Genomic DNA, 25879 nt, shown 5'->3' with positions numbered 1-25879 from the left:
ACCAGGGTGGACGAATCCACGGATCCGGTCAGCGGTCTGACGTGGCTGGGGGCGGACGCCCCGGCACTCCAAGCGCTCGCGGCCGATGGCCGGCGCGTGCTGTTCGCCGAGATCGCGCTGGACCGTTTCGTCGGCCTGGTTGATGGCCTCGGCGAGGACACCGCCGGTCGCGCCTTGGCCGTGGCCGCCGATCGCATCGCCGCCTTCGCACTTCCGCAGGGTCGGCTGTGGCGCCTTCGTGGTGCTTGCCTGCTACTGGCGACCGATGCCGCCGAGGTCCTCGTCGATCCGGAGGCCTGGGCGCAGCGCCTGCTGGACGAACTGGTCGCGCCGCTGTCGGTGCCGCCCTACACGCTCGAGATCAACGGCAGCATCGGCCTGTCGCTGTATCCCGACGACGCGCCCACCCTTGCGGCGGCACTGAGTGCCGCCGACCGCGCGCTCTACGCCGCGCAGCGCTCCGGCGTCGGAAGGGCGCTGCGCCACGCCGCGTCCGGTGCCGCCGGTCCCAGCGTGCCGGTGTTCACCCACGCCTTGGCGACGGCGCTGGCGCGCGACGAACTCGAAATGCACTACCAACCCTTCGTCGATGCCGCCGACGGCCGCATCGCCGGGGTCGAGGCCCTGCTGCGCTGGCGCGCGCCGGATGGCCGCCTGCTCGCACCGCCGCAGTTCCTGCCGCGCGCCGAGCAGCTCGGATTGATGCGTGGCATCAGCGGCTGGGTGCTCGACCGCGTCATCGCGGATGCGCGGCATTGGCGACGCGCCGGGTTCGACGACCTGCGCATCGCCGTGAATGTCTCCACCGTGCAGCTGCTCGAGGATGACCTCGTCAACCAGCTGGAGACGCGCCTTGCGGCCGCCGACGTCGCATTCGACCAGTTCGAGATCGAGCTCTCGGAAAGTACGCTTCTGCGCGATGTCGACCGCATCCGCGACACCTTGCGGCGGCTGCGCAGCTGCGGCGTGGGCCTGACGCTCGACGATTTCGGCATGGGCGGTGCCGGCCTCGTGCAGCTGCCGCGCTACCCGCTATCGAAGATCAAGATCGACCGCGACTTCACCGGTGAGATCGCCCACGACCAGGGCCAGGCGGCGATCGCCCGCGCGATCATCGCGATGGGCCGCCAGCTGCACCTGAAGGTGATGGCCGAGGGCGTCGAGTCCGAGGCGCAGGTGGGCTACCTGCGCCGCGCCGACTGCGACCAGCTGCAGGGCTTCCTGTTCTCCGGCCCCAAGCCACTGGCCGAGATCGACCCGCTGCTGCGCCAGCGTTACCTGCGCCCGGAGCTCTTCGCGCAAGGCGCCGCCTCGCGCACGCTGCTGCTGGTCGACGACGAGGAGAACGTGCTGCGCGCCCTGCAGCGCGTGTTCCGCCGCGACGGCTACCGCGTGCTGGCGGCCAGCCGCGTCTCGGAAGCCTTCGAGCTGCTGGCCAGCAACGAGGTCCAGGTGATCGTCAGCGACCAGCGCATGAACGACGTCAGTGGCACGGAGTTCCTCGGCCGCGTGAAGGAGCTCTACCCGCGCACGGTGCGCTTGATCCTCTCCGGATACACCGACCTTGCCACCGTCACCGAGGCGATCAACAAGGGCGCCATCTACCGCTTCCTGACCAAGCCCTGGGACGAGGAGGACCTGCGCCACCACATCCGCGAAGCCTTCCGCACCTGGGAAGGCCTGCAATGAGCCCTGTTGCGCGTCCTCGCGGGGAGTGCCCATGCGCTTCGTGATTCTGCGCCAATTGCGCCGCCTGCCGAACCTGCTGCTGTTGTCCGCGCTGCTCGCCCAGGTGCTGGCCTGGCCCTGGTTGGAGGGCATCGAGGGCGGTCGTCTGATGCTCGTCGGCTTCGACTGGGTGATCCTCGTGCTCGCGCTTCGCGCCGCGCGTGCCACCGGCGCGGAAGCGCAGCTCGGCTGGTGGTTGCTCGGGCCGGCGGTCGTCCTGCATGCCGCCGAGGTGGTGGCCGGCGGCAGCGGCCTGTACGTGGCGAGCCAGCTGGCGCAGGCCGCGTTCCACGGATTCGTGGTGACCTGCCTGCTGCGCTACGTGCTGCGCGACGACGTGATGACGCTGGACGAGCTGTGGGCGCTGGCCTCGCTCTACGTGCTGCTGGCCTTCGTGTTCGCCTACGTGTACGCGGTGATCGAGCACCTCGCGCCGGGCGCCTTCTTCATCAACCCGACCAACAATCCGGACGGCGTCACCGGCTGGTGGGAGCTGCTGTACTTCAGCTTCACCTGCCTGACCTCGGTGGGCTTCGGCGAGATCACCCCGGTGCATGACGTGGCCCGCTCGGTGGTGATGATCCAGCAGGTGACGGGCGTGCTCTACCTCGCGATCGTGATCTCGCGCCTGATTGGCATGCAGCGCCGACGGCCGGAGTGAGTCAGTCGCCCAGCCGCACCGGCTGGTGCACCGGCAGCACCATGGTGAAGATCGCGCCACCCTCGGCACCATTCGCCACCTCGATGCGGCCGCCGTGCTTCTTGACGATGCCGTAGCTGATCGACAGCCCGAGGCCGGTGCCCGTGCCGACCGGCTTGGTGGTGAAGAAGGGATCGAAGATGCGCGGCATGGCCTCGGCGTCGATCCCCGGGCCGCTGTCGCGGATGCTGATCCACACCTCGTCCCGGGCGCCGTCATGGCCGCTGGCGAGCGTGATCGTGCCGCGTTCGCCGATGGCGTGGCCGGCATTGAGCAGCAGGTTCATGAAGACCTGGTTGACCTCGCTCGGATGGCACTCCACGAGGGGCAGGGGGCCGAGCTGGCGCTCGACCTTCGCTTTGTACTTCAGGTCGTTCCAGACGATGTTGAGCGTGCTCTCGAGGCCCTTGTGCAGGTCGACGCGGCGCCAGCCGGCCTCGCGCCCGGCATGCGAGAAGTCCTTGAGGTCCTGCACGATGCGGCGCACGCGTTCGAGCCCTTCGCGCGATTCGTTGATCAGCTCGGGCAGGTCGGTGGAGACGAAGTCGAAATCGACGCGCGCGCGCACTTCCGAGATCGTGGCCAGCGTCGTCTCGTCGAGTTTCGGCGCGAGCGCGCGCTCGTAGGCGTGGATCAGCTCGAGCAGGCCGCTGGTGTAGTCGCGCAGGCTGACGAGGTTGGAGTGCACGTAGCCGATCGGGTTGTTGATCTCGTGGGCGATGCCGGCGGCGAGCTGGCCGATCGAGGCCATCTTCTCCTGCTGCAGCAGCTGCTCCTGCGCGCTGGCCAGCCGGGCGTAGGCCTGCTGCAGCTCGCCGTGGCGGCGGCGCAGCTCGTCCTGGCGGTGGCGTGCCTCGGTGACGTCGCGCAGCAGCAGCAGGTGCGCCGGCGCGTCGTCGATGATCCACGGGTAGCGCCGCAGCGCGAACACCACGCCATTGCCCTCGTCGCGGACGTCGCCGGTCCAGGCTTCCCCGGCCGCGGCGTTGAACACGTCGTCCGGCAGCAGGGCCACGAGGGGCGCGGGGTTGTCCGGGTCGGCGGGATCGGCGGCGACCCGGTGCGCCAGTTCACCGGCCGCCGGATTGGCGTAGTGCACGGCGCGCCGGGCATCGACCAGCAGGACGCCCTCCTCGATCATCTCGAGGAAGGCGCCGAGTTCCGGGTTGCTGGGTTGGCTCGGCAGCCAGAAGCGGCCGGGCGGGGAGTCGGGCATTCGCGAAGCACCGTCAAGACGACGGTGCACAGGCTAACGCCGGCTCAGGCGACGGCGATAGGCCGCGACCAGGTGCCTTGCGCACGCTGGCCGCGCGGGTCGTAGCCGACGGCCTCCGTGCGACCGAGCTGGCGCAGGGCGAAGGCCACCGCGCGGCGGCGGCGGGCCAGCATCAGGCCGTTCTCGCGGTTGTACTCGGCCAGGGCGGCGATGCGTGGCGCATCCCCACTGTTGAGGCCGGCCGACTCCGCGGCCCGCAGCGCCTGCAACTTCGCCTCGGTGGAGCGCAGCAGCGCTTCGACGTCCTGCCCACCAAGGGCATCGCGTTCGGCGCGCAGGGCGGCTTCGAGGGCGTCAAGCAGGAGGGCGGTCATCGGGTCGGGTCTCGGGCTTCGTCAGACGCTCAGCTGGCGCTCCAGCGCGTCGAGGCGCTGGGCGATCTCCTGCGGATCGATGCGATACGTGCCCGCGGCGAGTGCCGCGCGCAGCGCTTCGATCTTGGCCATGTCCATCGGTGGCGGGCCGGCCTTGGTCTGCTTCTGCACGACCCGCAGGGCCTCGGCTTCACCGGTCAGGCGCACATTGTCCGAAGACGGTGCCTGGATTTCGGCGATGGCTTGGGCGCGCGGGGTCCCCGACCGTTCGATGGCGGCCGGCGTCGGCGCGGCCGCCGGCGCGGGGGCCGGGCGGGGCGCTGAGGCTCCGTCAATCTTGTTGGTCATGGTCGTGTCCTCCGGAACTGGGGGTTCCTCACGACCGGTATCGGCCGTGTCCCGCGCGACTTTAGCCCCAAGGGGGAAATTTTTTCGTTCATGCCGGAAACGTGAGCCGGCCCACGCTTCGGAGGGCTCATCGGCCGACCCGGACCTCGCCGGGAGCGGCCACCACCCCGCTCAGGACCCGGCGGGAGCTCAGGTTCTCGACCCGGACGACCTCGCCGGTGCCGGCGTCGGCCAAGGCCCGGCCGGCCATCCGCACTTCGAAGCCACCCCCGCCGGCCACCAGGGCCACCGGTTCGCCGCGCTTCACCACGGCCTGCGCGACCAGATCGCTGCGGCGCAGGACCTGGCCGGCCTGCCCGCCGAGGCGCAGGGTCTGGCCGATGGCCTGGGCCGGGTCGGTCAGGGGCGCGGCGCCAAGGCGCGCGGTGTCGCGGGTTTCCACGCCGACCGCCGAGGCCGGGACCGGTTGCCCGGGGGCCACGGCGGCGGTGAGCACCACCACGGGCTGCACCCGCTGCACCCGGACTGGCACGAACAGGCGCCAGCCGTCGGGGCAATTCACTTCGACATTAACGGCCGAAAGCGCCTGCGCTTGAAGGGCGTGCGGGCAGGGCGGCATGCGCAGGGCGGGGTCGAGGCTGGCCTCGATGCGCGCTCCAGGCGAGGCCAGGGCCCCCTCGGCGGCCGCGCGGATGGATGCCACGGTCTGGAAGCAGCCGTCCTGGGCCCGGAGCTCACCGGCGAAGACGAGGCCGGCCGCGAGGCTCGCGAGGGCCAGCAAGCTGAGGTGGAGGGTGCGCGGCACGCGTCGCTCGCGCCGGATGCTGCGCGCGAGGTCGGGCAGGCGCGGCGGCGGCAACGGGGCCGGGGCGGGCAGCGGGGTCGCTTCAGGGCGGGACATCGGTCACTCCGGGCGCGGATGCGTCGTGGCAGGCTGTGCAAGCGGTGTGCCGCGGCACGCCACGTGCACGGGCCGTCCCGACCGGGACCCCCGCTCAAGAAGCCCGTTGGCGGGCCGACAACGACAAGGACTGTCCCCATGGATCCGAGGCTGCCGAGCCGCATGTCGCGCGACCTGCTCAACCGCATCGACCAGCGCACCCGCTTGGCCGGCCACAACCGGCTGGCCCTGCTGCTGTTCCGCCTCGGCGGCCGCCAGCTGTTCGGCGTCAACGTGTTCAAGGTGCAGGAAGTGCTGCGCCGACCGCCGCTGTTCCCGATCCCGCGGCTGCCGCCCGGCTTCGTCGGCGCCGCCGACATCCGCGGCCGGTCCGTGCCGATCCTCGACCTCGGCAGCGCGGTGCGCTACCCCGAGCGCCATCTCGACCCGCCCTACCTGGTGGTGACGGAATTCAACCGCTCGGTGCAGGGCTTCCTGGTGGCCGAGGTCGACCGCATCGTCAACATCGCCGTGGAAGACATCCGCCCGCCGCCGGAACTGGGTGTGGACGACAGCTACCTGACGGCGGTGACCCGCTACGGCGGCGAGCTGATCCAGGTGATCGACGTCGAATCGGTGCTGGCCGACGCCACCGGCGCCAAGATGCTGCAGTCGATCGAGCAGCGCCTGAAGCTGGGCAGCGGCGAGGAGCCGGTCCGCATCCTCGTCACCGACGACTCCCGTGTGGCGCGCAACCAGATCCGCGGCGTGCTGGACCAGCTGGGGGTTTCGTCGACCCTGCTGTCCGACGGCCGCCAGGCCATCGAGCACCTGAAGCAGCTGGCCGCCGAGGGCATCGATGTGACCCGCCATTACGCGATGGTGATTTCCGACATCGAGATGCCGTCGATGGACGGCTACACCCTGACGACGGAAATCCGCCGCGACCCGGCGCTGGCCGGGCTGTTCGTGCTGCTGCACACCTCGCTCTCCGGCGTGTTCAACAACGCCATGGTCGACCAGGTGGGCGCGAACGCCTTCGTGGCCAAGTACTCGGCCAACGAACTGGCCGAGAAGGTGCTGGCCCGCGTGCAGGCCTTCCAGCGCGAGAAAGCCGCGGCCTGAGGCCGCCGCACCCGCCGCCGGCGCGTCCCGCCGGTCTGGCACGGCCCTTGCACCGCTCCGTGGCAACCCTTGCCCGGAGCCGCCCATGGCCGGTCCCTTCGACAATCCGTTCGGTCTTTCCGCCCTGTCGCTGCCGCTGCGCGAGCAACGGCTCAAGGTGCTGTCGTCGAACCTCGCGAACGCCGACACCCCGGGCTACCAGGCCCAGGAATTCGACTTCCAGCGTGCGCTGAAGGGCGCCGAAGACCACCAGCGCAGCGTCTCCGCCGGCCCCTCGCGCGGGCCGCTCGGCATGGGTGGTGGTGGTGGCGGTGCGGCCGATGCCATGGGCCTTGCCGACGGGCCGGATTTCCGCCGCTACGTGACCACGCGCCAGGCCCTGCAGCCGAGCCTCGACGGCAACACGGTGAACACCGAGACCGAGAACGCCGCCTTCGGTCGCGCGGTGCTCGAGTACCGCGCCTCGCTGACCTTCTTCGAATCCCGGGTGCGCGGCCTGATGACCGCGATCACTGGCCAATGACGCCGCGGCCCACTAAGGAATCGCCATGAGCAGCCTGCCCATCTTCGACGTCGCCGGAAGCGCGCTCTCCGCGCAGTCGGTGCGCCTCAACACCATCGCCTCCAACCTCGCCAACGCCGACACCGTGGGGCGGACGCCCGACGGCGCGTACAAGCCCATCGAGCCGACCTTCGAAAGCGCGCCACTGCGCGGCCAAGAGGGCATGAGCGGGGTGAAGGTGCTGCGCGTCGATCCGCTCGACAAGCCCGCGATCAAGCGCTACGAGCCCGGCCATCCGATGGCCGACGCCGAGGGCTACATCTACGCGCCGGACGTCGATCCGGTGGCGCAGATGGTGAACCTCATCTCCGCTTCGCGCGGCTACCAGGCCAACGTCGAAGTGCTCAATTCCGCCCGCGAGCTCGCGCTCGCCACGCTCACCATCGGCCGCTGACGCGGCCCCGGGAATCGACCATGGCATTCGACGTCAACGTGGCCAACGGCATCGGCCTCACCAGCAGCCCGCAGACCCAGAGCCGCATGGGCAAGTCCGACCTCACGCAGGCGGATTTCCTGCGGCTCATGACCGAGCAGCTGAAGAACCAGGACCCGCTCAAGCCCCTCTCGAACGCCGAGTTCGTCAGCCAGATGGCGCAGATGTCGACCGCGCAAGGCGTGGGCGACCTCGAGACGGCCATCGACAACATGGCCACCTCGTTCAACGGCGACCAGGCGCTGCGCGGCGCCAGCCTGATCGGCCGCACCGCCCTCGTCGAAACCAACCGCCTGCCGCTCTCGGCCAACGCCGACGGCGTGCTTTCGGCCAGCGGCGTCGCCGCCACGCCTGGGGCTGGGCCGGTGACGATCGAGATCACCACCGCCAACGGCGCGCTGGTACGGCGCTTGCAAGTCACGTCCTCAGGGGCCGGCGACGTGCCCTTCGCGTGGGACGGCCGCAACGAGCAGGGGCAGGCGATGGCGCCGGGCACCTACCGGATGCGGGCCACCTTCGGCGAAGGCCGCGATTCGAAGGCCGTCGGCACCGGGACCATGGCGCCGATCGACAGCGTCACGCTCGACCCGCAGGGAATGCTGCTGAACCTCCGCGGCCTCGGCACGGCCCCGCTCTCCGCGATCCGCCGATTGGGCTGATGCCTCGCCGGCCATGACCACCGCCAACACCCGCTGCACCGCATCTGGAGTCACGCCATGAGCTTCCGCACCGCCCTCTCCGGCATCAACGCGGCCACCACCGACCTTTCGGTGACCTCGAACAACATCGCCAACGTCTCCACGGCCGGCTTCAAGGAAGGCCGCGCGGAATTCGGCGACCTCTACGCGGCGTCGATCTTCGGCACCTCGCGCAACACCGCCGGTTCCGGCGTGCGCGTCACCGGCATCACGCAGCAGTTCACCCAGGGACCCATCGAGTTCACCAACCGCAACCTCGACGTCGCGATCTCGGGTGGCGGCTTCTTCACCCTGAACAACAACGGTGCGACCGTGTACTCGCGCGCCGGCAACTTCCAGGTGGACCGCGACGGCTTCGTCGTGAATCCCACCGGCGCGCGCCTGCAGATCTTCCCGCCGACGGACCAGACCGGCAACAACTTCGAGACCGGTCGCCTGCAAGACCTGCAGCTGACGACGACGGACAGCGCGCCGAGCGCGTCGACCGAAGTGGTCGTTGGTTCGAACCTGCCGGCCAACGGCACCGCGCCGGTGGCAGCACCCTTCGACCCGAACGACACGAACACCTTCAACCACTCGACCTCGATCACGCTGTACGACTCGCTGGGCGTCGCCCACGTGCAGACCCTGTACTACGTGAAGACGGCCAACCCGAACGAGTGGCAGCTGCACAACTACATCGACGGCACGGCTGTCGGCGCGGCGCAGACGCTGCAGTACGACGCCCAGGGCGCGCTCACCACGCCGGCCACGGGCTTCATCACGCTCCCGGCCTACACGCCGACCACCGGCGCCGCGGCGATCAACCTCACGCTCGACCTGCGCAGCTCGACGCAGTACGGCGAGCGCTTCGCCATCAACGACCTGCGCCAAGACGGCTACACCACCGGCCGCCTTATCGGGATCGAGTTCTCGCAGGAAGGCGTGGTGTTCGCGCGCTACACCAACGGCGTGGCCGCGCCGCTCGGCCAGGTTGCGCTCACCACCTTCCCGAACCAGCAGGGCCTGCAGAACCTCGGCGACAACCTGTGGTCGGAGACCTTCGACTCGGGTGGCCCGCGCCGCGGCGCGGCCGGCACCTCCGACTTCGGCCTCGTGACCTCGGGCGCCCTCGAAGGCTCCAACGTCGAGCTCACCGAGCAGCTGGTGAACATGATCGTCGCGCAGCGCAACTTCCAGGCCAACGCGCAGATGATCCAGACCACCGACCAGATCCAGCAGACCATCATCAACCTGCGTTGATCGCGGGCTGACACCGGAGCACGACGATGGACAAGGCCCTTTACGTCGCGATGTCGGGAGCGCAGGCCAACCTGCGCGCCCAGGCGGCCGTGTCGCACAACCTCGCCAACGTCTCCACCTCCGGTTTCAAGGCGCTGTTGCACGCCACCGAGGCCTTCCCGGCCAAGGGCGGCGAGGTCGGTTCGCGCACCTACACGATGGGCGACGTCGGCGGCTTCGACGCCACCGGCGGCAGCCTGCAGACCACCGGCAACCCGCTCGATTTCGCGCTCAACGGCGCGGACCTGTGGATGAGCGTCGCCGACCGCGGCGGCAAGCCGGCCTACACCCGCGCCACCGACCTCAAGCTCGATGCCACCGGCCGGCTGATGAACGGCCGCGGTGAGCCGGTGATGGATGATTCCGGCCAGCCCATCGCGCTGCCGCCGTTCCAGAGCCTCTCGGTCGGCGGCGACGGCACCGTCGCCATCGTCGCCCTCGGCGATGCCACCGGCACCGCGCAGAACGTCGCCCGCATCGGCGTCGTTCGCGCCGACCCGACCAAGCTCCAGCGCGGCGAGGACGGCCTGTTCCGCCCCACCTCCACCGATCCGGCGGCGCAGCCGCAGGCGGCGGCCGGCGAGGTGCTGATGAGCGGCGTGCTGGAGAACAGCAACGTCAACGCCACCGAACAGCTGGTGGCCATGATTTCCCTCTCGCGGCAGTTCGAGATGAACCTCAAGGTCATCCGCAGCGGCGACGAGAACGCGCAGGCAGCGAACACGCTGCTGCGTGCCCGCTAAAGGAGACGCGCCATGAACCCCGCCCTGTGGATCGCCAAGACCGGCCTCGACGCGCAGCAGACGCGCATGTCGGTGGTGGCCAACAACCTGGCCAACGTCAATACGACGGGCTTCAAGCGTGACCGCGCCAGCTTCGAGGACCTGCTCTACCAGCAGGTGCGCGCGCCGGGTGGTGCGAGCTCTCAGCAGACCAACCTGCCCTCGGGCCTGCAGCTCGGCACCGGCGTGCGGGTGGTGAGCACGGCCAAGAGCCACATCCAGGGCAACCTGTTGCAGACCGGCAACGCGCTGGATGTCGCCATCAACGGCCGCGGCTTCTTCCAGGTGCTGCTGCCCGACGGCACCGAGGCCTACACCCGTGACGGCAGCTTCCAGATCAACGCCCAGGGCGAGCTGGTGACCAACTCCGGCTACACCATCCAGCCGGGCATCCAGATCCCGGAAGGCGCGCAGGCCATCTCGATCGGCAGCGACGGCACGGTGACGGTACAGATCGCCGGACAGGCCGCGCCGCAGGAAGTGGGCCAGATCACCCTCACCGATTTCGTGAACCCGTCCGGCCTGTTCGCCAAGGGCGAGAACCTCTTCCTCGAAAGCGGCGCCTCGGGCCCGGCGCAGGCCGGCACGCCCGGCCAGGCCGGCATCGGACTGCTGGCGCAGGGCTCGCTGGAAAGCTCGAACGTCAACACGGTGGAAGAGCTGGTGGCGATGATCGAGACGCAGCGCGCCTACGAGATCAACGCCAAGGCCATCAGCACCACCGACCAGATGCTGGCCTACCTCAACAACAACGTCTGAGCCCCGCCATGAAGCGCGCCCTCGTCCTCGCCCTCGTCCTTCCGATCCTCACCGCCTGCGGCCATGGCGCGATGATCCGCGGCGACGTCCAGCCGCTGGCGCCGATGACCGTGATGCAGGTGCCGGTGCAGGCCACGGCCGCGCCGAGCGCCGGCGCCATCTACCGCGAAGGCCCGGGCCTGCGCCTCTACACCGACCGCAAGGCGCGCGAGGTGGGCGACATCGTCACGATCAACCTGTCGGAGCGCACGCAGGCCAGCACGCGCGCCAACACCGCGATCACCAAGGAATCGACCAACAGCATGTCCGGCACGGTGTTCGGTGCTCCCGTCACGGTGGGCGGCCAGGACATCCTCGACAACTCGCTGGCGAACACCCGCGACTTCGCCGGTGACGGCAACTCCACGCAGTGCAACCAGATCACCGGCACGCTCACCGCCCAGGTGGTGCAGAAGCTGCCGAACGGCAACCTCGTCATCCAGGGCAGCAAGGAGCTCACGCTCAACCAGGGCAACGAGTTGATCCAGGTGCAGGGCATCATCCGCACCGCCGACATCGGCCCCGACAACACGATCGCGAGCACCCGCGTGGCGGATGCCCGCATCGTCTACGGCGGCCGCGGCCCCATCGCCCGGAGCAATGCGATGGGCTGGCTCGACCGCTTCTTCAACGGCGCGTGGTTCCCGAACTGAGGCACCGCGCGGCCGCCTGCCCCGGGGTCAATCCCCGAGGAAGCGCGTCCCCACGTTGATCGAGGCGAACTGCACGAGCTGGGCGTTGCCGCGCAGGCCGATGCGGATCGTCGTCGGCTTCCGGAAGAACTGCTTCGCCTGGTCCTCGCTGAGGCCGAGGCTGTCGACGAGGAAGCTGCGGCTGATCGCGCCGCCGATGCATACGCGCGAATAGGTGTACAGGCGGCTGGCCGAGAAGCCGGGCGCCATCGTCTGCAGCTCGTTCACGGCGATCAGCGACTGCTCGAAGCGGCCGGCGAAGGGCAGGCCGGTGAGCGGGTTCACCAGCGTCGGGTCCGCCAGCACCTCGTTCTCGATCACGTAGTAGGGCCGCAGCACGAAGCGCGCGTTGGAATTCGCGGCGGTCTCGTTGCTCCAGAACACATTGGCCACCGGGGTCTGCCAATGGCAGAGGAGGCTGTTCGTGCTCTTCCCCGGCAGCGTGATCTTGGCGAGGTCCGGACGGTCGAAGCTGGTGGTGGCCGGCGCCGGGTTCAGCACCACGCAGTTCGTGCGCGGTGGATCGGTCGGGGTGGCGGGGCTGCAGTCGGTGTCGAGTTCGATGAAGCCGGAGAGCAGCCCGAGCCAGCGGGCGTTGCGCCCGAAGCTGGCGGCGTCGCCCACGTCGGCGTCGGTGAGTTCGGTGGCGAGGACCCCGGGGAGGCGGTCGGCGGCGCGGGCGGGCAGGGCGGCGGCCAGAAGGGCGGCCGCGAGGGCGGCCAGGGCGAGCGGGGAGCGGATCATCGCGATTCTCCAATGGGCGGGGGAGGGGGTGGAGCCCGCGAATCCTGCGCCGGGTTTCCGGCCCGACTTGTAGGAAAACCGCGCGTCCCGGGGTGGGGGAACGCCCCGAAGCCGGTCTGGCCCGGGAATTGCAAGTTCCCGCCCGTGCGGTCGATACCGCTGGAGACTCCCGATGCTGCCCAATGCCGCCCGTGCCCGTTCCGTCCCCACCAGCCTGCTGGCCCTGCTGGCGCTGCTGGCTGCCTTGGCCACCGCCCCGGCCAGCGCGGTCGAGCGCATCAAGGACCTCGCCCAGATCGAGGGCGTGCGCGGCAATCCCCTGATCGGCTATGGCCTCGTGGTCGGCCTGGACGGCACCGGCGACCGCACCAGCCAGTCGCCCTTCACCACCCAAAGCCTCAAGAACCTGCTCGACGAACTCGGCGTGACGGTGCCGCCGGGCATCAATCCGCAGGTGAAGAACGTCGCCGCGGTGGCCATCAGCGCCGAGCTGCCGCCGTTCGCTCGGCCGGGGCAGGTCATCGACGTCACGGTGTCTTCGATCTCCAACGCCGTCAGCCTGCGCGGTGGTGCCCTGCTGATGGCGCCGCTGAAGGGCGCGGACGGGCAGGTCTACGCCATCGCCCAGGGCAACCTCGTGGTCGGTGGCTTCGGCGCCGAAGGCAGCGACGGCTCCCGCGTGTCGGTGAACATCCCCAGCTCCGGCCGCATCCCGAACGGCGCCATCGTCGAGCGCGCGATCCCGGATGCGCTGGCCCAGAGCGGCGCCGGCGGCACCCTGATGCTCAACCTGCACCAGCCCGATTTCACCACCGCCAGCCGGATGGTGGAGGCGCTGAACAAGGCCTTCGGCGAGGCTTCGGCGAGCGCGCTCGACGCCGGCACCGTGCAGGTGCAGACGCCGACCGATGCCGGCGCCCGCGTCGCCTTCCTCTCGCGCGTCGAGAACCTGACGCTCGATCCGGGCCAGATCGCCGCCAAGGTGGTCGTCAACGCCCGCACCGGCACGGTGGTCATCGGCAGCAACGTGCAGGTGATGCCGGCCGCCGTCGCCCATGGTGCGTTGACGGTCACGATCACCGAATCCGCCAACGTCAGCCAGCCGGCGCCCTTCAGCCAGGGCGAGACCGTGGTGACGCCGGAATCCACCGTGGAAGCCACCGTCGACGGCTCGCGCATGTTCCTGTTCCGCGGCGGCACTTCGTTGGACCAGATCGTGCGCGCCGTGAACGAGGTGGGGGCCGCGCCGGGTGACGTGATCGCCATCCTCGAAGCCCTGAAGCAGGCCGGCGCGCTGCGCGCCGAGCTGGAAATCATCTGAGTCACGGCCATGCGCGTCGACGCCCGTCCCCTGCCACTCTCGCCGCCGCCGGCCAACGACGCCGCGCAGATCGACAAGGTCGCGCGCCAGATGGAAGGCCTGTTCGCGCAGATGATGATCAAGCAGATGCGCGAGACAGCGCTCGGCGACACGATGTTCCCCGGCGCCGCCGGCCAGTTCCGCGAGCTCTACGACGAGCAGATCGCCAAATCGCTCACCGAAGGCAAGGGCCTCGGGCTCTCCACGATGATCGCCCGCCAGCTCACCCGCGAGGCCGGTGGCGGCGCGGACGCCGCCGTGCAGGCCTTGCCGCTGTCGATGGCGAAGGCGGGCACGGCACCGATGCTGCCCCTCGACACCTACGTGCGCCCGATGGCGGCGAAGCCGCTGGCGCGTGACGCCGCTGCGCCGCTGCCGTCCGCGCCCGCTGCTGCGCCTGCGGTCGCCCTCGCCGCATCGAATGGCGCCGCCCGGCCGAACTGGATCGCCGCCGCCGACGTTCCGCGGATGATGCCGGCCGTGCGCGCCAGCGCCGCGGGCGAGTCCGTGCCGCCCGCGAAGGCAAGCACCGACGCCGGTCCGGCGAATGCCCGCGTGGACGCCTTCGTCGCCAAGGTCTGGCCGCACGCGCAGAAGATCGGCCGCGAACTCGGCGTCGACCCGCGCGCCATCGTCGCGCAGACGGCGCTCGAGACCGGCTGGGGCCGCAGCACGATCAGCGCGAACGGCCAGACGGCGAACAACTACTTCGGCATCAAGGCCACCGGCGGCTGGCGCGGTGGCAGCGTCGCGACGAACACGCAGGAATACGCGCAGGGCGGTTTCCGCACCGAGCGCGCGGCCTTTCGCGCCTACGACGGCGTCGAGCAGAGCTTCAACGACTATGCCGCCCTGCTGACGCGCAGCCCGCGCTACGCCGGCGCGCTGAATGCCGGGAACGACATCCGCGGCTTCGCCGCGGCCCTGCAGCGCGGCGGCTACGCCACCGATCCGGCCTATGCCCGGAAGATCGAAGCCATCGCCACCGGTCCGGCCCTGAACCGCGCGCTGGCCCGCCTCGACATCGACGACGCCACCGGCCCGACCGCCCCGTCGGCCCGCAACCTGATGTTTGCCGCCAGCGGCATGGGAGCCTTCTGATGCCCAGCATCCTCGGCAACGGCACCAGCGCCCTGCTGGCCTTCCAACGCGCGCTGGCCACCAGCAGCCACAACATCGCCAACGCCACGGTGGACGGCTACACGCGACAGCGCGTCGAGCTGGCCAACCGTCCCGGCGACGGCCTGCGCAACAACTACATCGGTGCCGGCGTTCAGATCGCCAGCATCACGCGCCTCTCCGACACGCTGGTCACCAACCGCCTGCTCGACAGCCAGGGCGAGATCGGCCGCCTCGACCTCGTGAACGGCTTCGCGCTGCGCATCGACCAGCTGTTCACCGACGCCACCACCGGCCTCGCGCAGCCGTTCTCCGCTTTCTTCGACGCCGCGCAGGGCGTGGCCGCCGAACCGGCCTCGCAGGCCGCGCGCACCGAATTGCTCGGCCGCGCCGAGGCCCTCGTGGCCCGTTTCGACCAGCTGCAGGGCGGGCTCGACCAGATCGATCGTGAGATCAACGCGCGGCTTACCGGCGGGGCCGAGGAAGTGAACCGGCTGGCCAGCGAGATCGCGCGGCTCAACGTCGAGATCGCGCGGAACGGCCCGGCCAACGCCTCGCCCGACCTGCTCGACCAGCGCGACCGCCTCGTGGCCCAGGTGGCCACGCTGACCGGCGTCACCACGCTGCCGCAGGAGGACGGCTCGCTGAACGTCTTCACCACCGGCGGCCAGCCGATCGTGGTCGGCGCGACGGCCTCGCGTTTCATCACCGTGCAGGACGACTTTCGCAACGATCGGGTCGTGCTCGCACTGGAGACCACCACGGGCACGGTTCGCCTGGGGGCCGGCAGCATCGCCGGCCAGCTTGGCGGTGCGCTGTCCTCGCGCGCCGAGCTGGTGGATGCCGGCCGCGCCGAATTGGGCCGCATCGCCGCAACGCTGGCCGAGATCGTCAACGGCCAGAGCGCCGCCGGCCTCGACCTCAACGGCAACGTCGGCACCGACTTCTTCGCCTTGGCCGCACCGCAGCCGCTGGCCAACCGCAACAACACCGGCACGGCCACGCTGGCCGTCGACATCGCCAACGTCGGTGCGCTGGATGGCGTGCCGCTGGAGTTCCGCTTCGACGGCGCGAACTGGACCGCACGCCGCGGGGACAATGGCGCGCCGGTCGCGCTGGCCGGCCTCGGCACCGTAGCCAGCCCCTTCGTCGTCAATGGCATCGAGGTGGTGGTCTCCGGTGCCGCCGCGGCCAACGACCGCTTCCTGATCGAGCCGACCAGCAACGCCGCGCGCGACATCGCGCTGGCCATCAACGACCCGAACCGCATCGCCGCGGCCAGCCGCATCCGGCCCAGCGCCGACCTCACCAACCTGGGGCAGGGCCGCGTGGTCTCGCTGGCGGTGCTCGACCCGACCAACGCGGCGCTCACCACCCCCGCGACGGTCCAGTTCCTCACGCCCACCACCTTCAGCCTCAACGGCGGCCCGGCCCAGGCCTACACGCCGGGCGCCAACATCGATGCGAATGGCTGGCGCCTCGTGCTCGACGGCGTGCCGCGGGCTGGCGACACCTTCCGCGTCGGGGCCAATGTCTCGAATTCCAGCGACAACACCAATATGCGGGCCTGGGCGCAGCTCGACGACGCCCGCGTGCTCGGCGGTGGCGCCAATTCGCTCAACGATGCGATCGTCGCCCAGACCACGCGGATCGGTTCGGCCGCGCGCGAGACCAGCTTCTCGCTCGACAGCCAGAATGCGATCGACGAGGCGCTGGTGCAGCAGCGCGAGTCGCTGTCCGGCGTGAACCTCGACGAGGAGGCGGCCGACCTGCTGCGCTTCCAGCAGGCCTACCAGGCGGCGGCGCAGGTCATCAGCATCGCCGACAACATCTTCCAGACCTTCCTCGCGGCCGTGCGGCGCTGACGGAGCACAGCCATGACCACGCGCATCTCCAGCAATACGCTCTACGAGTCCAATGTCGCCCAGCTGCTGCGCCGGCAGGTCGATCTGATCGCCACGCAGAACCAGATCGCCAGCGGCCGACGGGTCAACACCGCGGCCGACGATCCGCTTGCGGCCGGCGCGGCCACCGCCATCGACCGCTCGCTGGCCGAGCTGGAACGCTTCGACCTCAATGCTAACGTGCTGGGCAACCGCCTCAACCTGCAGGAAAGCAACCTGACGGAAGCTGGCGAACTGCTGCAGCGCGTGCGCGAACTCACCATCCAGGCCGCGAACGCCCCGCTCTCGGCCAGCGACCGCCAGACCATCGCCCGCGAGATCCGGCAGATCCGCGAGGGCCTGCTCGGCATCGCCAACGGCACCGATGCGGCCGGCCGTTACCTGTTCGGCGGCGCGCAGGACGACCGCCCGCCCTTCGTCGATGCCACCACCGGCGTCACCTACGTGGGCGACCAGGTGCAGCGCCGCATCGAGGTGGCCCCGGCCCTGGCCCTGGCCGATGCCGAGCCCGGCAGCGAGGTGTGGATGCGCATTTCCACCGGCGATGGCCGGGTGGCGGTGACGGCCGCGGCGGCGAACACCGGCACCGGCCTGCTCGGCACCTTCGGCGTGGTCGATGCGGCCGCCTGGGCCGCGAACGGCAGCGTCGGCTACCGGGTGGCTTTCACGTCGCCGACCACCTACGAGATCCAGGACGCCGGCGGCGCCCCGCTGGTGCCCCCGCAGACGGGCACCTACGCCCCGGGCGACACGCTGAGCTTCGAGGGCCTGCAGCTCCGCCTCAACGGCGAGCCGGCCACCGGCGACGTGTTCACCATCGACCCCGCCGGTCGCCAGGACATCTTCGGCACGCTGGACGCTCTGGCCGACAGCCTCGAGGCCCCGGCCACCACCGTCACCGAGCGGGTGCGGCAGCAGAACGCCATCTTCGTGGCCCTGGCCAACGTCTCCTCGGCCCAGGACCACTTCGTCGACAAGCGCGCCGCCGGCGGCGCCCGACTGGCCGGCATCGACGAGGCCAGCGCCCTGCGCGAGGCCACCACCGTCACCCTGAAGACCACGCTCTCCGACCTGCGGGACGTGAACGTCGCCGAGGCGGCCAGCCGCCTGGCCCAGCAGAGCACCGCCCTGGACGCGGCCCAGCTCAGCTTCCAGCGCATCGCGAGCCTCTCGCTGTTCAATTATTTGCGCTGATCCACAAAACCCAGTCTCCGGGGCCTAAAGCTCCGGCCGGTAGCGCCGTTACTGCATACAGCAGCGGGAGCACCGGGCCACGGCCCCCCACCGCGGCCCCGGACGGCACCCCGTCGAACCGGCGTAACGACCCGACCAGGAGACCCTGCCATGAGCGTCATCAACACCAACACGATTTCGCTGAACGCACAGCGCAATCTCTCGACCAACAGCGCCACGCTGGCGACGACGATCCAGCGGCTGTCCTCGGGCCTGCGCATCAACAGCGCCCGCGACGACGCGGCCGGCCTCGCGATCTCGGAGCGCTTTACCACCCAGATCCGCGGCTTGAACGTCGCCGTTCGCAACGCCAACGACGCCATTTCCCTCGCGCAGACGGCGGAAGGCGCCCTCGGCGAAGTCGGCACGAACCTGCAGCGCATCCGCGAGCTCGCCGTGCAGTCGGCGAACGCCACCAACAGCCAGGGCGACCGCGACGCCCTGAATGCCGAAGTCGCGCAGCTGGTCGACGAAGTCGACCGCGTGGCGAAGCAGGCGGAGTTCAACGGCACCAAGCTGCTGGACGGCACGTTCCTCGGCCAGCTGTTCCAGGTGGGTGCGAACGCCGGCCAGGCGATCAGCATCGGCAAGACGGCCAACGCGCAGGCCGCGGCACTGGGCGGCGCGGTGTTCGACGCCGAAGCCGACGCGGGCGCCGCGACCGGCACCGCCACGGCGGCGGCCACGATCACCGGCATCTCGGTGACCGACAGCCTCGGCAACGCGGTCGCCATCGATGACGTCTCGATCGCCATCGGCGACACCGGCGCCGTCGTCACCGGCAAGATCGTCGCGGCCATCAATGCCAAGATCGGCGAGACCGGCGTGCTGGCCACGGCCGACGGCACCAACATCGACTTCGCCTCGGTGCGCGAGTCGGTCAATGCCAGCGGTGCCTTCACCGGCTTCATCGTCAACACCGGCACGGTGAGCAGCAGCACCGCCGGCATCACCCTGGCCTCGGCCCCGGCCCAGAACACGACGGCCCCGGCCTCGGCCTTCCTCGACGACCTCGACATCTCGACCGTTGCCGGTGCCGGCCAGGCCTTGGCGATCATCGACAAGGCCCTGACCACGGTGAACGGCGCCCGCGCCGACCTCGGCGCGGTGCAGAACCGCTTCCAGTCGGTGGTCGCCAACCTCAACACCAGCGCCGAGAACCTGACGGCCTCCCGCAGCCGAATCCGCGACGCGGACTACGCGAAGGAAACCGCCGAACTGACCCGCACGCAGATCCTGCAGCAGGCCGGTACGGCGATGTTGGCCCAGGCCAACCAGATCCCGCAGAACGTCCTGTCGCTGCTGCGGTAAGCGGTCTCGGCGCCGGCCTCCGGGCCGCCGCCGCCATCGATGGCTGGACACCGGGCCGGGGGGCGACCTCCGGCCCGTTTCCGTTGGGCGGACCGCGCGCTCGAGGCGAATGGCACGGGGCTTGCAGCTCCGGGGCAGACCTGTCGGGAAGCCGGCGGTCAGCGGATGCCGTGAGGGGTCCGCGTGTCCTGCCGGGCTCGCCTCGCAGGGCTCTTCCCATCTCCTCGAGGATCCAACGGACATGAGCATCATCAACACGAACACGATTTCGCTGAATGCCCAGCGGAATCTCCAGGCGAACAGCGCCTCGCTGGCGACGACCATCCAGCGGCTGTCTTCGGGCCTGCGCATCAACAGCGCCCGCGACGACGCCGCCGGCTTGGCCATCTCCGAACGCTTCACCACCCAGATCCGCGGCCTCAACCAGGCCGCCCGAAACGCCAACGACGGCATCTCGCTCGCCCAGGTGGCCGAAGGCGCCCTCGGCGAAGTCGGCTCCAACCTGCAGCGCATCCGCGAGCTGGCCGTGCAGTCGGCGAACGCCACGAACAGCCAGAGCGACCGCGATGCGTTGAACTCGGAAGTGCAGCAGCTCATCGACGAAGTCGACCGCGTCGCCAAGCAGGCCGAGTTCAACGGCACCAAGCTGCTGGACGGCTCGTTCACCGCACAGCTGTTCCAGGTCGGCGCCAACGCCGGCCAGGCCATCGCCATCACCGAGACCGCCGACACCCGCGCCGAGGCACTGGGCGGAGCGGTGTTCGACAGCTTCACCGGCGCCGGCGTGGTGACCGGCACGGCCACGGCCGCCGCCACCATCTCCGGCATCTCCGTCACCGACAGCCTCGGCAACGCCGTCACCATCGACGATGTCGAGGTTCGGATCGGCGATACCGCGAGCACCGTGGTGGGCCGCGTCGCCGCCGCCATCAACGCCCGCATCGGCGAAACCGGCCTCTATGCCGAAGTCGCTGCCAACGGCGTCGACATCACGTTCTCCTCGGTCCGCCAGTCGGTCGACGCGAACGGCGCCTTCGCCGGCTACGCCGTCACCTACGGCGCGGTCAGCAGCAGCACGGCCGGCATCACCCTCGGCACGGCGCCGGCGGCGAACACGGTGGCACCGGCTGGCAACCCGGCCTACCTGGACACCCTCGACATCTCCACCTTCGTCGGGGCCGGCCGCGCCCTGTCGATCGTCGATCTCTCGCTGACCACGGTGAACGGGGGCCGCGCCGACCTGGGTGCCATCCAGAACCGCTTCAGCTCGGTGATCGCCAACCTGACGACGAACTCCGAGAACCTGACGGCCTCGCGCAGCCGCATCCGCGATGCCGACTACGCCCGCGAAACCGCCGAGCTGACCCGCACGCAGATCCTGCAGCAGGCCGGCACGGCGATGCTGGCGCAGGCGAACCAGATCCCGCAGAACGTCCTGACCCTGCTGCGGGGCTGAACCGGCGCGCACTGGCGGCCCTGTCCCCGGCGGCGTAGCTTCAGGCCCCGGGGGCGCGGCCGATATCCAGAGCAGTCGAGGAGTTCGCCATGGGTTCGATTTCCAGTCCCGGCATCGGGTCCGGCATCAACGTCAACCAGCTGGTGTCCCAGCTGGTGGCGGCCGAGCGCGCGCCGCAGGAGCAGCGGATCGCCCGCCGGGAAACCGACGCCCGGGCCGATCTCGCCGCGTTCAACCAGATCAAGACCGCGCTTGCCGGCCTGCGCACCGCGGCGAACGCGCTCGATGGCACCAACGGCGTCGCCGGCCGCAAGACCACCATCCAGGCGGACGCGGGCTTCACCGCGACGGCCACCAGCACCGCCGCTCTCGGCCGTTACAGCATCGAGGTCGAATCGCTGGCGACGGCGCAGAAGCGCCAGAGCGGGCCCGTCACCAGCAGTGCCGATCTCGGCAGCGGCACCCTGAGCTTCACCGTGGGCACCGAGACGTTCAACGTCACGCTCGGCGCCACCAACACCATCACCGAGCTGCGCGACGCCATCAACACGGCCACGGGCGGCAAGGGCCTTTCGGCCACCGTCGTCAACGGCGATGCCGGCAACGTGCTGGTGCTGAACGCCGCCAAGGCCGGCACCGCCGGCGCGATCACCATCAACGCCACGGGCAGCATCGCCACCTTCACCAATGGTCTCGCGGTCACCACGACGGCGACGAATGCCGTGGTCAAGGTGGACGGTGTCACCCGAACGGCCGACAGCAACCGCCTCACCGATCTGATCAGCGGCGTCACGATCGACCTGACCAAGGCGCAGGACAACAGCACCTTCACGCTCGACATCGTCGCCGACAACGCGAACGTCCGCGCGGCGATGCAGACCTTCGTCGGGTCGTACAACGCCGCGCTGACCCAGCTGCGCAACGCCAGTGCCTACAACGCCGAGTCGCGCACTGGCGGGCCGCTGCTCGGCGATGCCGCCGTGCGCGGGCTGCAGCAGCAGCTCCGCGGGGCCATCGGCGACGCCTTCGACGAGCTCAGCGCGATCGGCATCAGGAGCAGCAAGGACGGTTCGCTCAGCATCGACGTCAGCAAGTTCGATGCGGCCCTCGCCGCCAATCCCGCGGCGGTGGAGCGCCTCTTCGACAAGGAAGCCACCGGCAGCCTCGGGGCTGTCCTTTCGGCCCGCCTTGAAGGCGCCGTCGCGCCCAACACCGGCCTGCTCGACGCCCGCACCAAGGCGCTGAACGACCGACTGAAGGGCCTGCTGAGCGACCGCGAGCGCCTTGATGTGCGCATCTCGCGCATCGAGGACAACTATCGCCGACAGTTCACGGCGCTCGACGGCCTCGTCGCGCAGCTGCAGAGCACGTCGTCTTTTCTCACCCAGGAACTCGCGCGCCTCCCCGGCGCTGGTTGATGCCCGATGACCACCCGCAACCCCGCCGCCGCCTACCGCAGCACCGCCGTCGAGACCCGCGTGCACGAGGCCGATCCGCACCAGCTGATCGCACTCATGCTCGAAGGCGCCATCCAGCGCCTGCGCATGGCCGAGGCCTGCATCGCCAGCGGCGACTTCACCCGCAAGGCCAAGGCCGCCTCCGAAGCCGGCGCCATCGTCGATTCGCTGTCCGGCTGCCTCGACTTCAGCCAGGGCGGCGCCATCGCCGCGCGGCTGGAGGCCCTTTACGACTATGCCTCGCGGCGCATCGTCGCGGCGAACGCGGCCAACGACGCCGAGGGCTTCGGCGAAGTGGCCGGCCTGCTCGACGACGTCTTCGCCGCGTGGAAGCAGATCAAGCCGGCCTGAGCCGATGAGCGATTACGCGACGGCCCTGAAGGCCCTGCGCGACGCCCGCGACGCGCTCAACGCCGTCGACCTGCGGCGTGCCGAGGCGGCGCTCGCCGAGCACGACGAGGCGGTCCGTGCCGCCTGCACCGGCCCGAATCCGCTCGCCACGAGCGAGATGGAGATGCTGGCCGCCGGCCAACGCGAACTGCTGCACGCCATGCTCGAGGTTCAATCGGGCGTGGCCCGCGAACTCTCCGCTACCCGCAAAGGCGGCGCCGCGGCGCGCGCCTACCTGGGCAACGCCGGTGGATGAGGCCGCCGCCGACGCCGCGCTGTTCGATGGCGCCGTCGCCTGCGAACTGCCGGCCCGGATGCAGCTGTTGCCGGCCCCCCTGCCGGCCGGCGCCACCGATGCCGCCGAACGCCTGCTGCGCGACCTCGCGATGGTCGAGGAGCGCCGGGGCGAACACGAGGACCCGGCCCACCCGCCCGATCCCGCGCTGCGGCGGTTGGAGGCCAAGCTCGACCTCACCCTCCAGTTGTTGGCGCAGGCGCTGCCCGCGCTGGCCGGTCCGCCGCCCCGGCCGGTGCGCCTGAGCGCCGTCGGCGTCCGATTCGAGGGCCCGACCGGCGTCGCGGCGGCTGTGGGGAGCCTCGCGGTGTTGGTCTGGCAGCCGGGCGACGGCTTGCCGCTCGCTTTGCACCTGCCGGTGACCTGCCTCGCCCAAGGCGGTGGCCGCAGCTGGTGGCGCTTCGATCCGCTGCCGCCGGCCCTGGCCGATCTGCTCGAGCGCCACGTGTTCCGCCTGCATCGGCGCGGGCTCGCGGCGCAGCGTCGGGGCTGAGGACGGGCGCCGGCACGCGGCTTGCACGCCGAGGGTTCCTGTCCCCATGGGCCTGAGCCATGCTGGCCGAGATGACCCGCGACGCCGCACCTTCCGCCCAGTTGGCCCACGATGCGCAGCGCGCGTTGCGCGAGGCCACGCTTGCCCATGAGTCCGGACGGCTGGACGAGGCCGAGGCCCAGTACCTCGACGCGCTCCGAGCCAATCCCTATGCCGCCGAGGCCGAGCACGGGCTCGCATGGCTGCTTGCGCAGCGCGGCGACTGGAAAGGCGCACTGCCGCGCTTCGGGCGCGCGCTGAAGCTGCGTCCCTGGGAAAAGGAGTTCTGGATCAGCCAGCTCGAGGCCCTGATGCAGCTCGGGCAGCACGAGGCCGTCCATCGGCTGCTGCATCGGGCGATGCAATCGGGCCTGCCCGCCGAGGCCGCGGCCGTATTCGAGAAACGCCTGCGTGAGCGGCGCACCGCACTGTTGGCGGCCCAGGTTCGCGCCAGCGGCAAGACGGCAAAGCAGGCCGCCGACGCCCCTCGCAAAGCCGTGCTGGCGTTGCGGGAGACTTTCCTGAAGCGCGACTTCGCCGCTGCGCGCGCGTCGGCAACGGCCTTCGTGGCCGCGTACCCGCTGTGCGCCTTCGCGTGGCGGGTGCTCGGCGCCAGCCTGCCGAGCAATGAAGCTGGCGACGGGCCCATCGAGGTCCTTCGCATCGCCTGCGACCTCGATCCCGATGGCGTCGATGTGGTGATGAATCTCGCCCTCGCGCTCCACGAGCGCGGTCGGCTGGACGAAGCGGAAGCCTTGTTCAGCGACGTCCTGAAGCGCCAGCCGGAAAACCTTCGAGCACTGGTCAATCGGGGCCTGTTGCTCAACCAGCGCGGGGATCCCGAGGCGGAGACGCTTCTCCGGCGCGCTCGTGCGCTCGGCGCCCACGACCACCGCGTGGCCCTCGCGCTTGGCGCCTACCTGCGCGATCGCGACCAGCACGAGGAAGCACTGCCGCTGCTCGAGGAGGCCTTGCAGGCGGACCCAGGGAACGAACCGGCGATCGCGGCCCTCTCGGTGTGCTACCTCGGCGTCGGTCGGCACCAGGAAGCCGCCGCGCTGTTCCGCCGACTCGACGCCTCGAGGACCCCGCATCTCGGGGCGCTCGGCATCGCCCTGTTCGTCGGCACGCACATCGCCGAGATCGGCGTCGACGAACTGTTCGCCCTGCATCGCCGCTACGGCGAGCTGATCGAGCGCGAGCGCAGCCCGCTGGCGCACTGGGAAAACGAGCCCGATCCAGGCCGCCGCCTCCGCGTCGGCTTCGTCTCCGGCGACTACCGGCGTCATGCGATGGCGGGCTTCGTCGAGCCGCTGTGGAAGGGCATGGATCGCTCGGCGTTCGAAGTGTTCGCTTATTCGAACCACCGCACCAATGACGAGACCACGGCGCAGTTGCGCGCCGCGACGGACGGCTGGCGCGACATCGCCGGACTCACCGATGAACGCGCCGCCGAGCGCATCCGCCAGGACGGCATCGACATCCTCGTGGATCTCTCCGGCCACACGGCCTTCAACCGCCTCGGGGTGTTCGCCCTGAAGCCGGCGCCGGTGCAGATCAGCTCGTATGGCTATCCGGCCACCACGGGGCTGACGCGCATGGACTACTACCTCGCCGACACCATTTTCGCGCCGCCCGGCCTCATGGACGCGCAGTTCACCGAAAAGCTGATGCTGGGCGCCGCCAACGCGGCCTTCCAGCCGCCCGCCGATGCGCCTGACGTGGCGCTCCTGCCGTCCGCCGGCGGTGTGCCATTCACCTTCGGCAGCTTCAACCGCATGAGCAAGATCACGCCGCGCACCGTCGAACTTTGGGCGGCGGTGCTACGCGCTACGCCCGCTGCACGTCTGGTGATCGGCGCGGCGGATGCGCCGGGCGAGGCGCGGCTGCGGGCCCAGTTCGCGGGCGAGGGCATCGAGGCTTCCCGGCTCGAGTTCCTGCCTCGCATGGATACGTCGAGCTACCTCAAGGCACACGAGCGCATCGACGTGCTCTTGGACACCTCGCCCTATGCCGGCGGCACCACCACCTGCCTCGGACTGTGGATGGGCGTGCCCACGCTGAGCGTTCCCGGGCCGACGCTGCCGAGCCGCGCCGGTGCCGCGATCCTCGAACGCGTCGGGTTGATGGAGTTCATCGCCACCGACCCGGACGATTTCGTCGTCCGCGCATCGGCCTTCGCCGATCCGTCGGCTCGCGAGAGGCTGGCGGCGGTCCGGGCCGGGCTCCGCGAGCGGATGCGGACGTCCAACATCGGTTCGTCGCAAGCCGCTATCGAGACCTTCGAGGATGGCGCGCGGATGGCCTGGCGGCGCTGGTGCGACGGGTTGCCGACGGCGCCGCTGGTGATTCCGCCGCGCACCCGCTGAGGCCGAATCCTCGCCCGTCGCCGGAGCGTCACCGCGGCGCGGCACGAAGCTTGCACGGCCACGGCCACGACTCCTTCGCCGCGAGCGTGATC

The 25879-nt window shown here is 70.5% G+C and carries 26 protein-coding genes; 21 read left to right on the top strand and 5 right to left on the bottom strand.

Translation table 11 applies throughout. From position 1 onward, the window contains the following. Nucleotides 1–6: 6 nt before the first annotated feature. Both O9280_RS12025 and O9280_RS12020 read left to right on the top strand, forming a co-directional pair. Complete coding sequence (locus O9280_RS12025) at nucleotides 7–1689, top strand: EAL domain-containing protein (protein WP_298342936.1); 1683 nt, start codon at nucleotides 7–9, stop codon at nucleotides 1687–1689. 31 nt (nucleotides 1690–1720) lie between these two features. Then, on the top strand, nucleotides 1721–2389 hold the full coding sequence (locus O9280_RS12020) for a potassium channel family protein (protein WP_298342933.1): 669 nt from the start codon (nucleotides 1721–1723) through the stop codon (nucleotides 2387–2389). A gap of 1 nt (nucleotide 2390) precedes the next feature. On the opposite strand, the gene O9280_RS12015 is transcribed toward O9280_RS12020, so the two are convergent. The 4 genes from O9280_RS12015 to flgA all read right to left on the bottom strand — a co-directional run bounded on the left by O9280_RS12015 (nucleotide 2391) and on the right by flgA (nucleotide 5267). Continuing rightward, complete coding sequence (locus O9280_RS12015; RefSeq protein WP_298342930.1) at nucleotides 2391–3644, bottom strand: ATP-binding protein; 1254 nt, start codon at nucleotides 3642–3644, stop codon at nucleotides 2391–2393. Between the two features lie 44 nt (nucleotides 3645–3688). After that, nucleotides 3689–4018 (bottom strand): flagellar protein FlgN, encoded by a 330-nt coding sequence (locus tag O9280_RS12010; protein WP_298342927.1) that lies wholly within the window; start codon nucleotides 4016–4018, stop codon nucleotides 3689–3691. 21 nt (nucleotides 4019–4039) lie between these two features. After that, nucleotides 4040–4366 (bottom strand): flagellar biosynthesis anti-sigma factor FlgM, encoded by a 327-nt coding sequence (gene flgM / locus O9280_RS12005; protein ID WP_298342924.1) that lies wholly within the window; start codon nucleotides 4364–4366, stop codon nucleotides 4040–4042. 127 nt (nucleotides 4367–4493) lie between these two features. After that, nucleotides 4494–5267 carry a flagellar basal body P-ring formation chaperone FlgA gene (flgA, locus tag O9280_RS12000; RefSeq protein WP_343228753.1) on the bottom strand — a complete coding sequence of 258 codons (774 nt, stop codon included), beginning with the start codon at nucleotides 5265–5267 and terminating at the stop codon, nucleotides 4494–4496. Nucleotides 5268–5429: 162 nt separating this feature from the next. Between flgA and O9280_RS11995 the strand changes: the two genes are divergently transcribed. The 8 genes from O9280_RS11995 to flgH all read left to right on the top strand — a co-directional run bounded on the left by O9280_RS11995 (nucleotide 5430) and on the right by flgH (nucleotide 11578). Continuing rightward, nucleotides 5430–6371, top strand: coding sequence for a chemotaxis protein CheV (locus tag O9280_RS11995; RefSeq protein ID WP_298343348.1), 942 nt, complete (start codon nucleotides 5430–5432; stop codon nucleotides 6369–6371). An 85-nt stretch (nucleotides 6372–6456) separates the two neighbouring features. Continuing rightward, complete coding sequence (locus tag O9280_RS11990) at nucleotides 6457–6894, top strand: flagellar basal body protein (protein ID WP_298342921.1); 438 nt, start codon at nucleotides 6457–6459, stop codon at nucleotides 6892–6894. Between the two features lie 25 nt (nucleotides 6895–6919). Continuing rightward, a complete protein-coding gene (flgC, locus tag O9280_RS11985; RefSeq protein ID WP_298342918.1) occupies nucleotides 6920–7327 on the top strand; it encodes a flagellar basal body rod protein FlgC in 408 nt (135 codons plus the stop codon). Nucleotides 7328–7347: 20 nt separating this feature from the next. Continuing rightward, on the top strand, nucleotides 7348–8025 hold the full coding sequence (locus tag O9280_RS11980; RefSeq protein ID WP_298342915.1) for a flagellar hook capping FlgD N-terminal domain-containing protein: 678 nt from the start codon (nucleotides 7348–7350) through the stop codon (nucleotides 8023–8025). A gap of 57 nt (nucleotides 8026–8082) precedes the next feature. Then, the gene (flgE, locus tag O9280_RS11975) at nucleotides 8083–9306 is read left to right on the top strand and encodes a flagellar hook protein FlgE (protein WP_298342912.1); all 1224 of its coding nucleotides are present in this window, start codon (nucleotides 8083–8085) and stop codon (nucleotides 9304–9306) included. Nucleotides 9307–9332: 26 nt separating this feature from the next. Continuing rightward, complete coding sequence (locus O9280_RS11970; RefSeq protein WP_298342910.1) at nucleotides 9333–10088, top strand: flagellar basal body rod protein FlgF; 756 nt, start codon at nucleotides 9333–9335, stop codon at nucleotides 10086–10088. Nucleotides 10089–10100: 12 nt separating this feature from the next. Then, entirely contained in the window at nucleotides 10101–10886 is a 786-nt protein-coding gene (gene flgG / locus O9280_RS11965; protein ID WP_297865535.1) for a flagellar basal-body rod protein FlgG, read from the top strand. An 8-nt stretch (nucleotides 10887–10894) separates the two neighbouring features. Next, on the top strand, nucleotides 10895–11578 hold the full coding sequence (gene flgH, locus O9280_RS11960; protein ID WP_298342908.1) for a flagellar basal body L-ring protein FlgH: 684 nt from the start codon (nucleotides 10895–10897) through the stop codon (nucleotides 11576–11578). 27 nt (nucleotides 11579–11605) lie between these two features. Here flgH and O9280_RS11955 read toward each other — a convergent pair whose 3' ends face one another. Further along, a complete protein-coding gene (locus O9280_RS11955) occupies nucleotides 11606–12361 on the bottom strand; it encodes a hypothetical protein (RefSeq protein WP_298342906.1) in 756 nt (251 codons plus the stop codon). A gap of 172 nt (nucleotides 12362–12533) precedes the next feature. Between O9280_RS11955 and O9280_RS11950 the strand changes: the two genes are divergently transcribed. The 11 genes from O9280_RS11950 to O9280_RS11900 all read left to right on the top strand — a co-directional run bounded on the left by O9280_RS11950 (nucleotide 12534) and on the right by O9280_RS11900 (nucleotide 25787). Further along, a complete protein-coding gene (locus O9280_RS11950) occupies nucleotides 12534–13682 on the top strand; it encodes a flagellar basal body P-ring protein FlgI (protein ID WP_298342903.1) in 1149 nt (382 codons plus the stop codon). 9 nt (nucleotides 13683–13691) lie between these two features. Next, nucleotides 13692–14822, top strand: a complete 1131-nt coding sequence (gene flgJ, locus O9280_RS11945) for a flagellar assembly peptidoglycan hydrolase FlgJ (RefSeq protein WP_298342900.1) — start codon at nucleotides 13692–13694, stop codon at nucleotides 14820–14822. Then, complete coding sequence (flgK, locus tag O9280_RS11940) at nucleotides 14822–16705, top strand: flagellar hook-associated protein FlgK (RefSeq protein WP_298342897.1); 1884 nt, start codon at nucleotides 14822–14824, stop codon at nucleotides 16703–16705. Before flgJ ends, flgK begins: the two co-directional genes overlap by 1 nt. Nucleotides 16706–16717: 12 nt before the next feature. Continuing rightward, the gene (gene flgL, locus O9280_RS11935; protein ID WP_298342895.1) at nucleotides 16718–17938 is read left to right on the top strand and encodes a flagellar hook-associated protein FlgL; all 1221 of its coding nucleotides are present in this window, start codon (nucleotides 16718–16720) and stop codon (nucleotides 17936–17938) included. Nucleotides 17939–18088: 150 nt separating this feature from the next. Continuing rightward, nucleotides 18089–19288 carry a flagellin gene (locus O9280_RS11930; RefSeq protein WP_298342893.1) on the top strand — a complete coding sequence of 400 codons (1200 nt, stop codon included), beginning with the start codon at nucleotides 18089–18091 and terminating at the stop codon, nucleotides 19286–19288. Between the two features lie 241 nt (nucleotides 19289–19529). Next, on the top strand, nucleotides 19530–20744 hold the full coding sequence (locus O9280_RS11925; RefSeq protein ID WP_298342891.1) for a flagellin: 1215 nt from the start codon (nucleotides 19530–19532) through the stop codon (nucleotides 20742–20744). Between the two features lie 89 nt (nucleotides 20745–20833). After that, on the top strand, nucleotides 20834–22162 hold the full coding sequence (gene fliD / locus O9280_RS11920) for a flagellar filament capping protein FliD (RefSeq protein ID WP_298342888.1): 1329 nt from the start codon (nucleotides 20834–20836) through the stop codon (nucleotides 22160–22162). Between the two features lie 6 nt (nucleotides 22163–22168). Continuing rightward, a complete protein-coding gene (fliS, locus tag O9280_RS11915; protein ID WP_298342885.1) occupies nucleotides 22169–22552 on the top strand; it encodes a flagellar export chaperone FliS in 384 nt (127 codons plus the stop codon). Between the two features lie 4 nt (nucleotides 22553–22556). Continuing rightward, entirely contained in the window at nucleotides 22557–22847 is a 291-nt protein-coding gene (locus O9280_RS11910) for a hypothetical protein (RefSeq protein ID WP_298342882.1), read from the top strand. Beyond that, on the top strand, nucleotides 22840–23379 hold the full coding sequence (locus O9280_RS11905; RefSeq protein WP_298342878.1) for a PilZ domain-containing protein: 540 nt from the start codon (nucleotides 22840–22842) through the stop codon (nucleotides 23377–23379). The genes O9280_RS11910 and O9280_RS11905 overlap by 8 nt, the downstream gene beginning before the upstream one ends. 59 nt (nucleotides 23380–23438) lie before the next feature. After that, nucleotides 23439–25787 (top strand): tetratricopeptide repeat protein, encoded by a 2349-nt coding sequence (locus tag O9280_RS11900; RefSeq protein ID WP_298342875.1) that lies wholly within the window; start codon nucleotides 23439–23441, stop codon nucleotides 25785–25787. Nucleotides 25788–25879 lie beyond the last annotated feature (92 nt).

Source organism: Silanimonas sp. (assembly GCF_027531545.1).
Lineage (GTDB): Bacteria > Pseudomonadota > Gammaproteobacteria > Xanthomonadales > Xanthomonadaceae > Silanimonas.
Note: the sequence above shows the minus strand (reverse complement) of the source record. Positions and strands in the feature narration are given on the sequence as shown.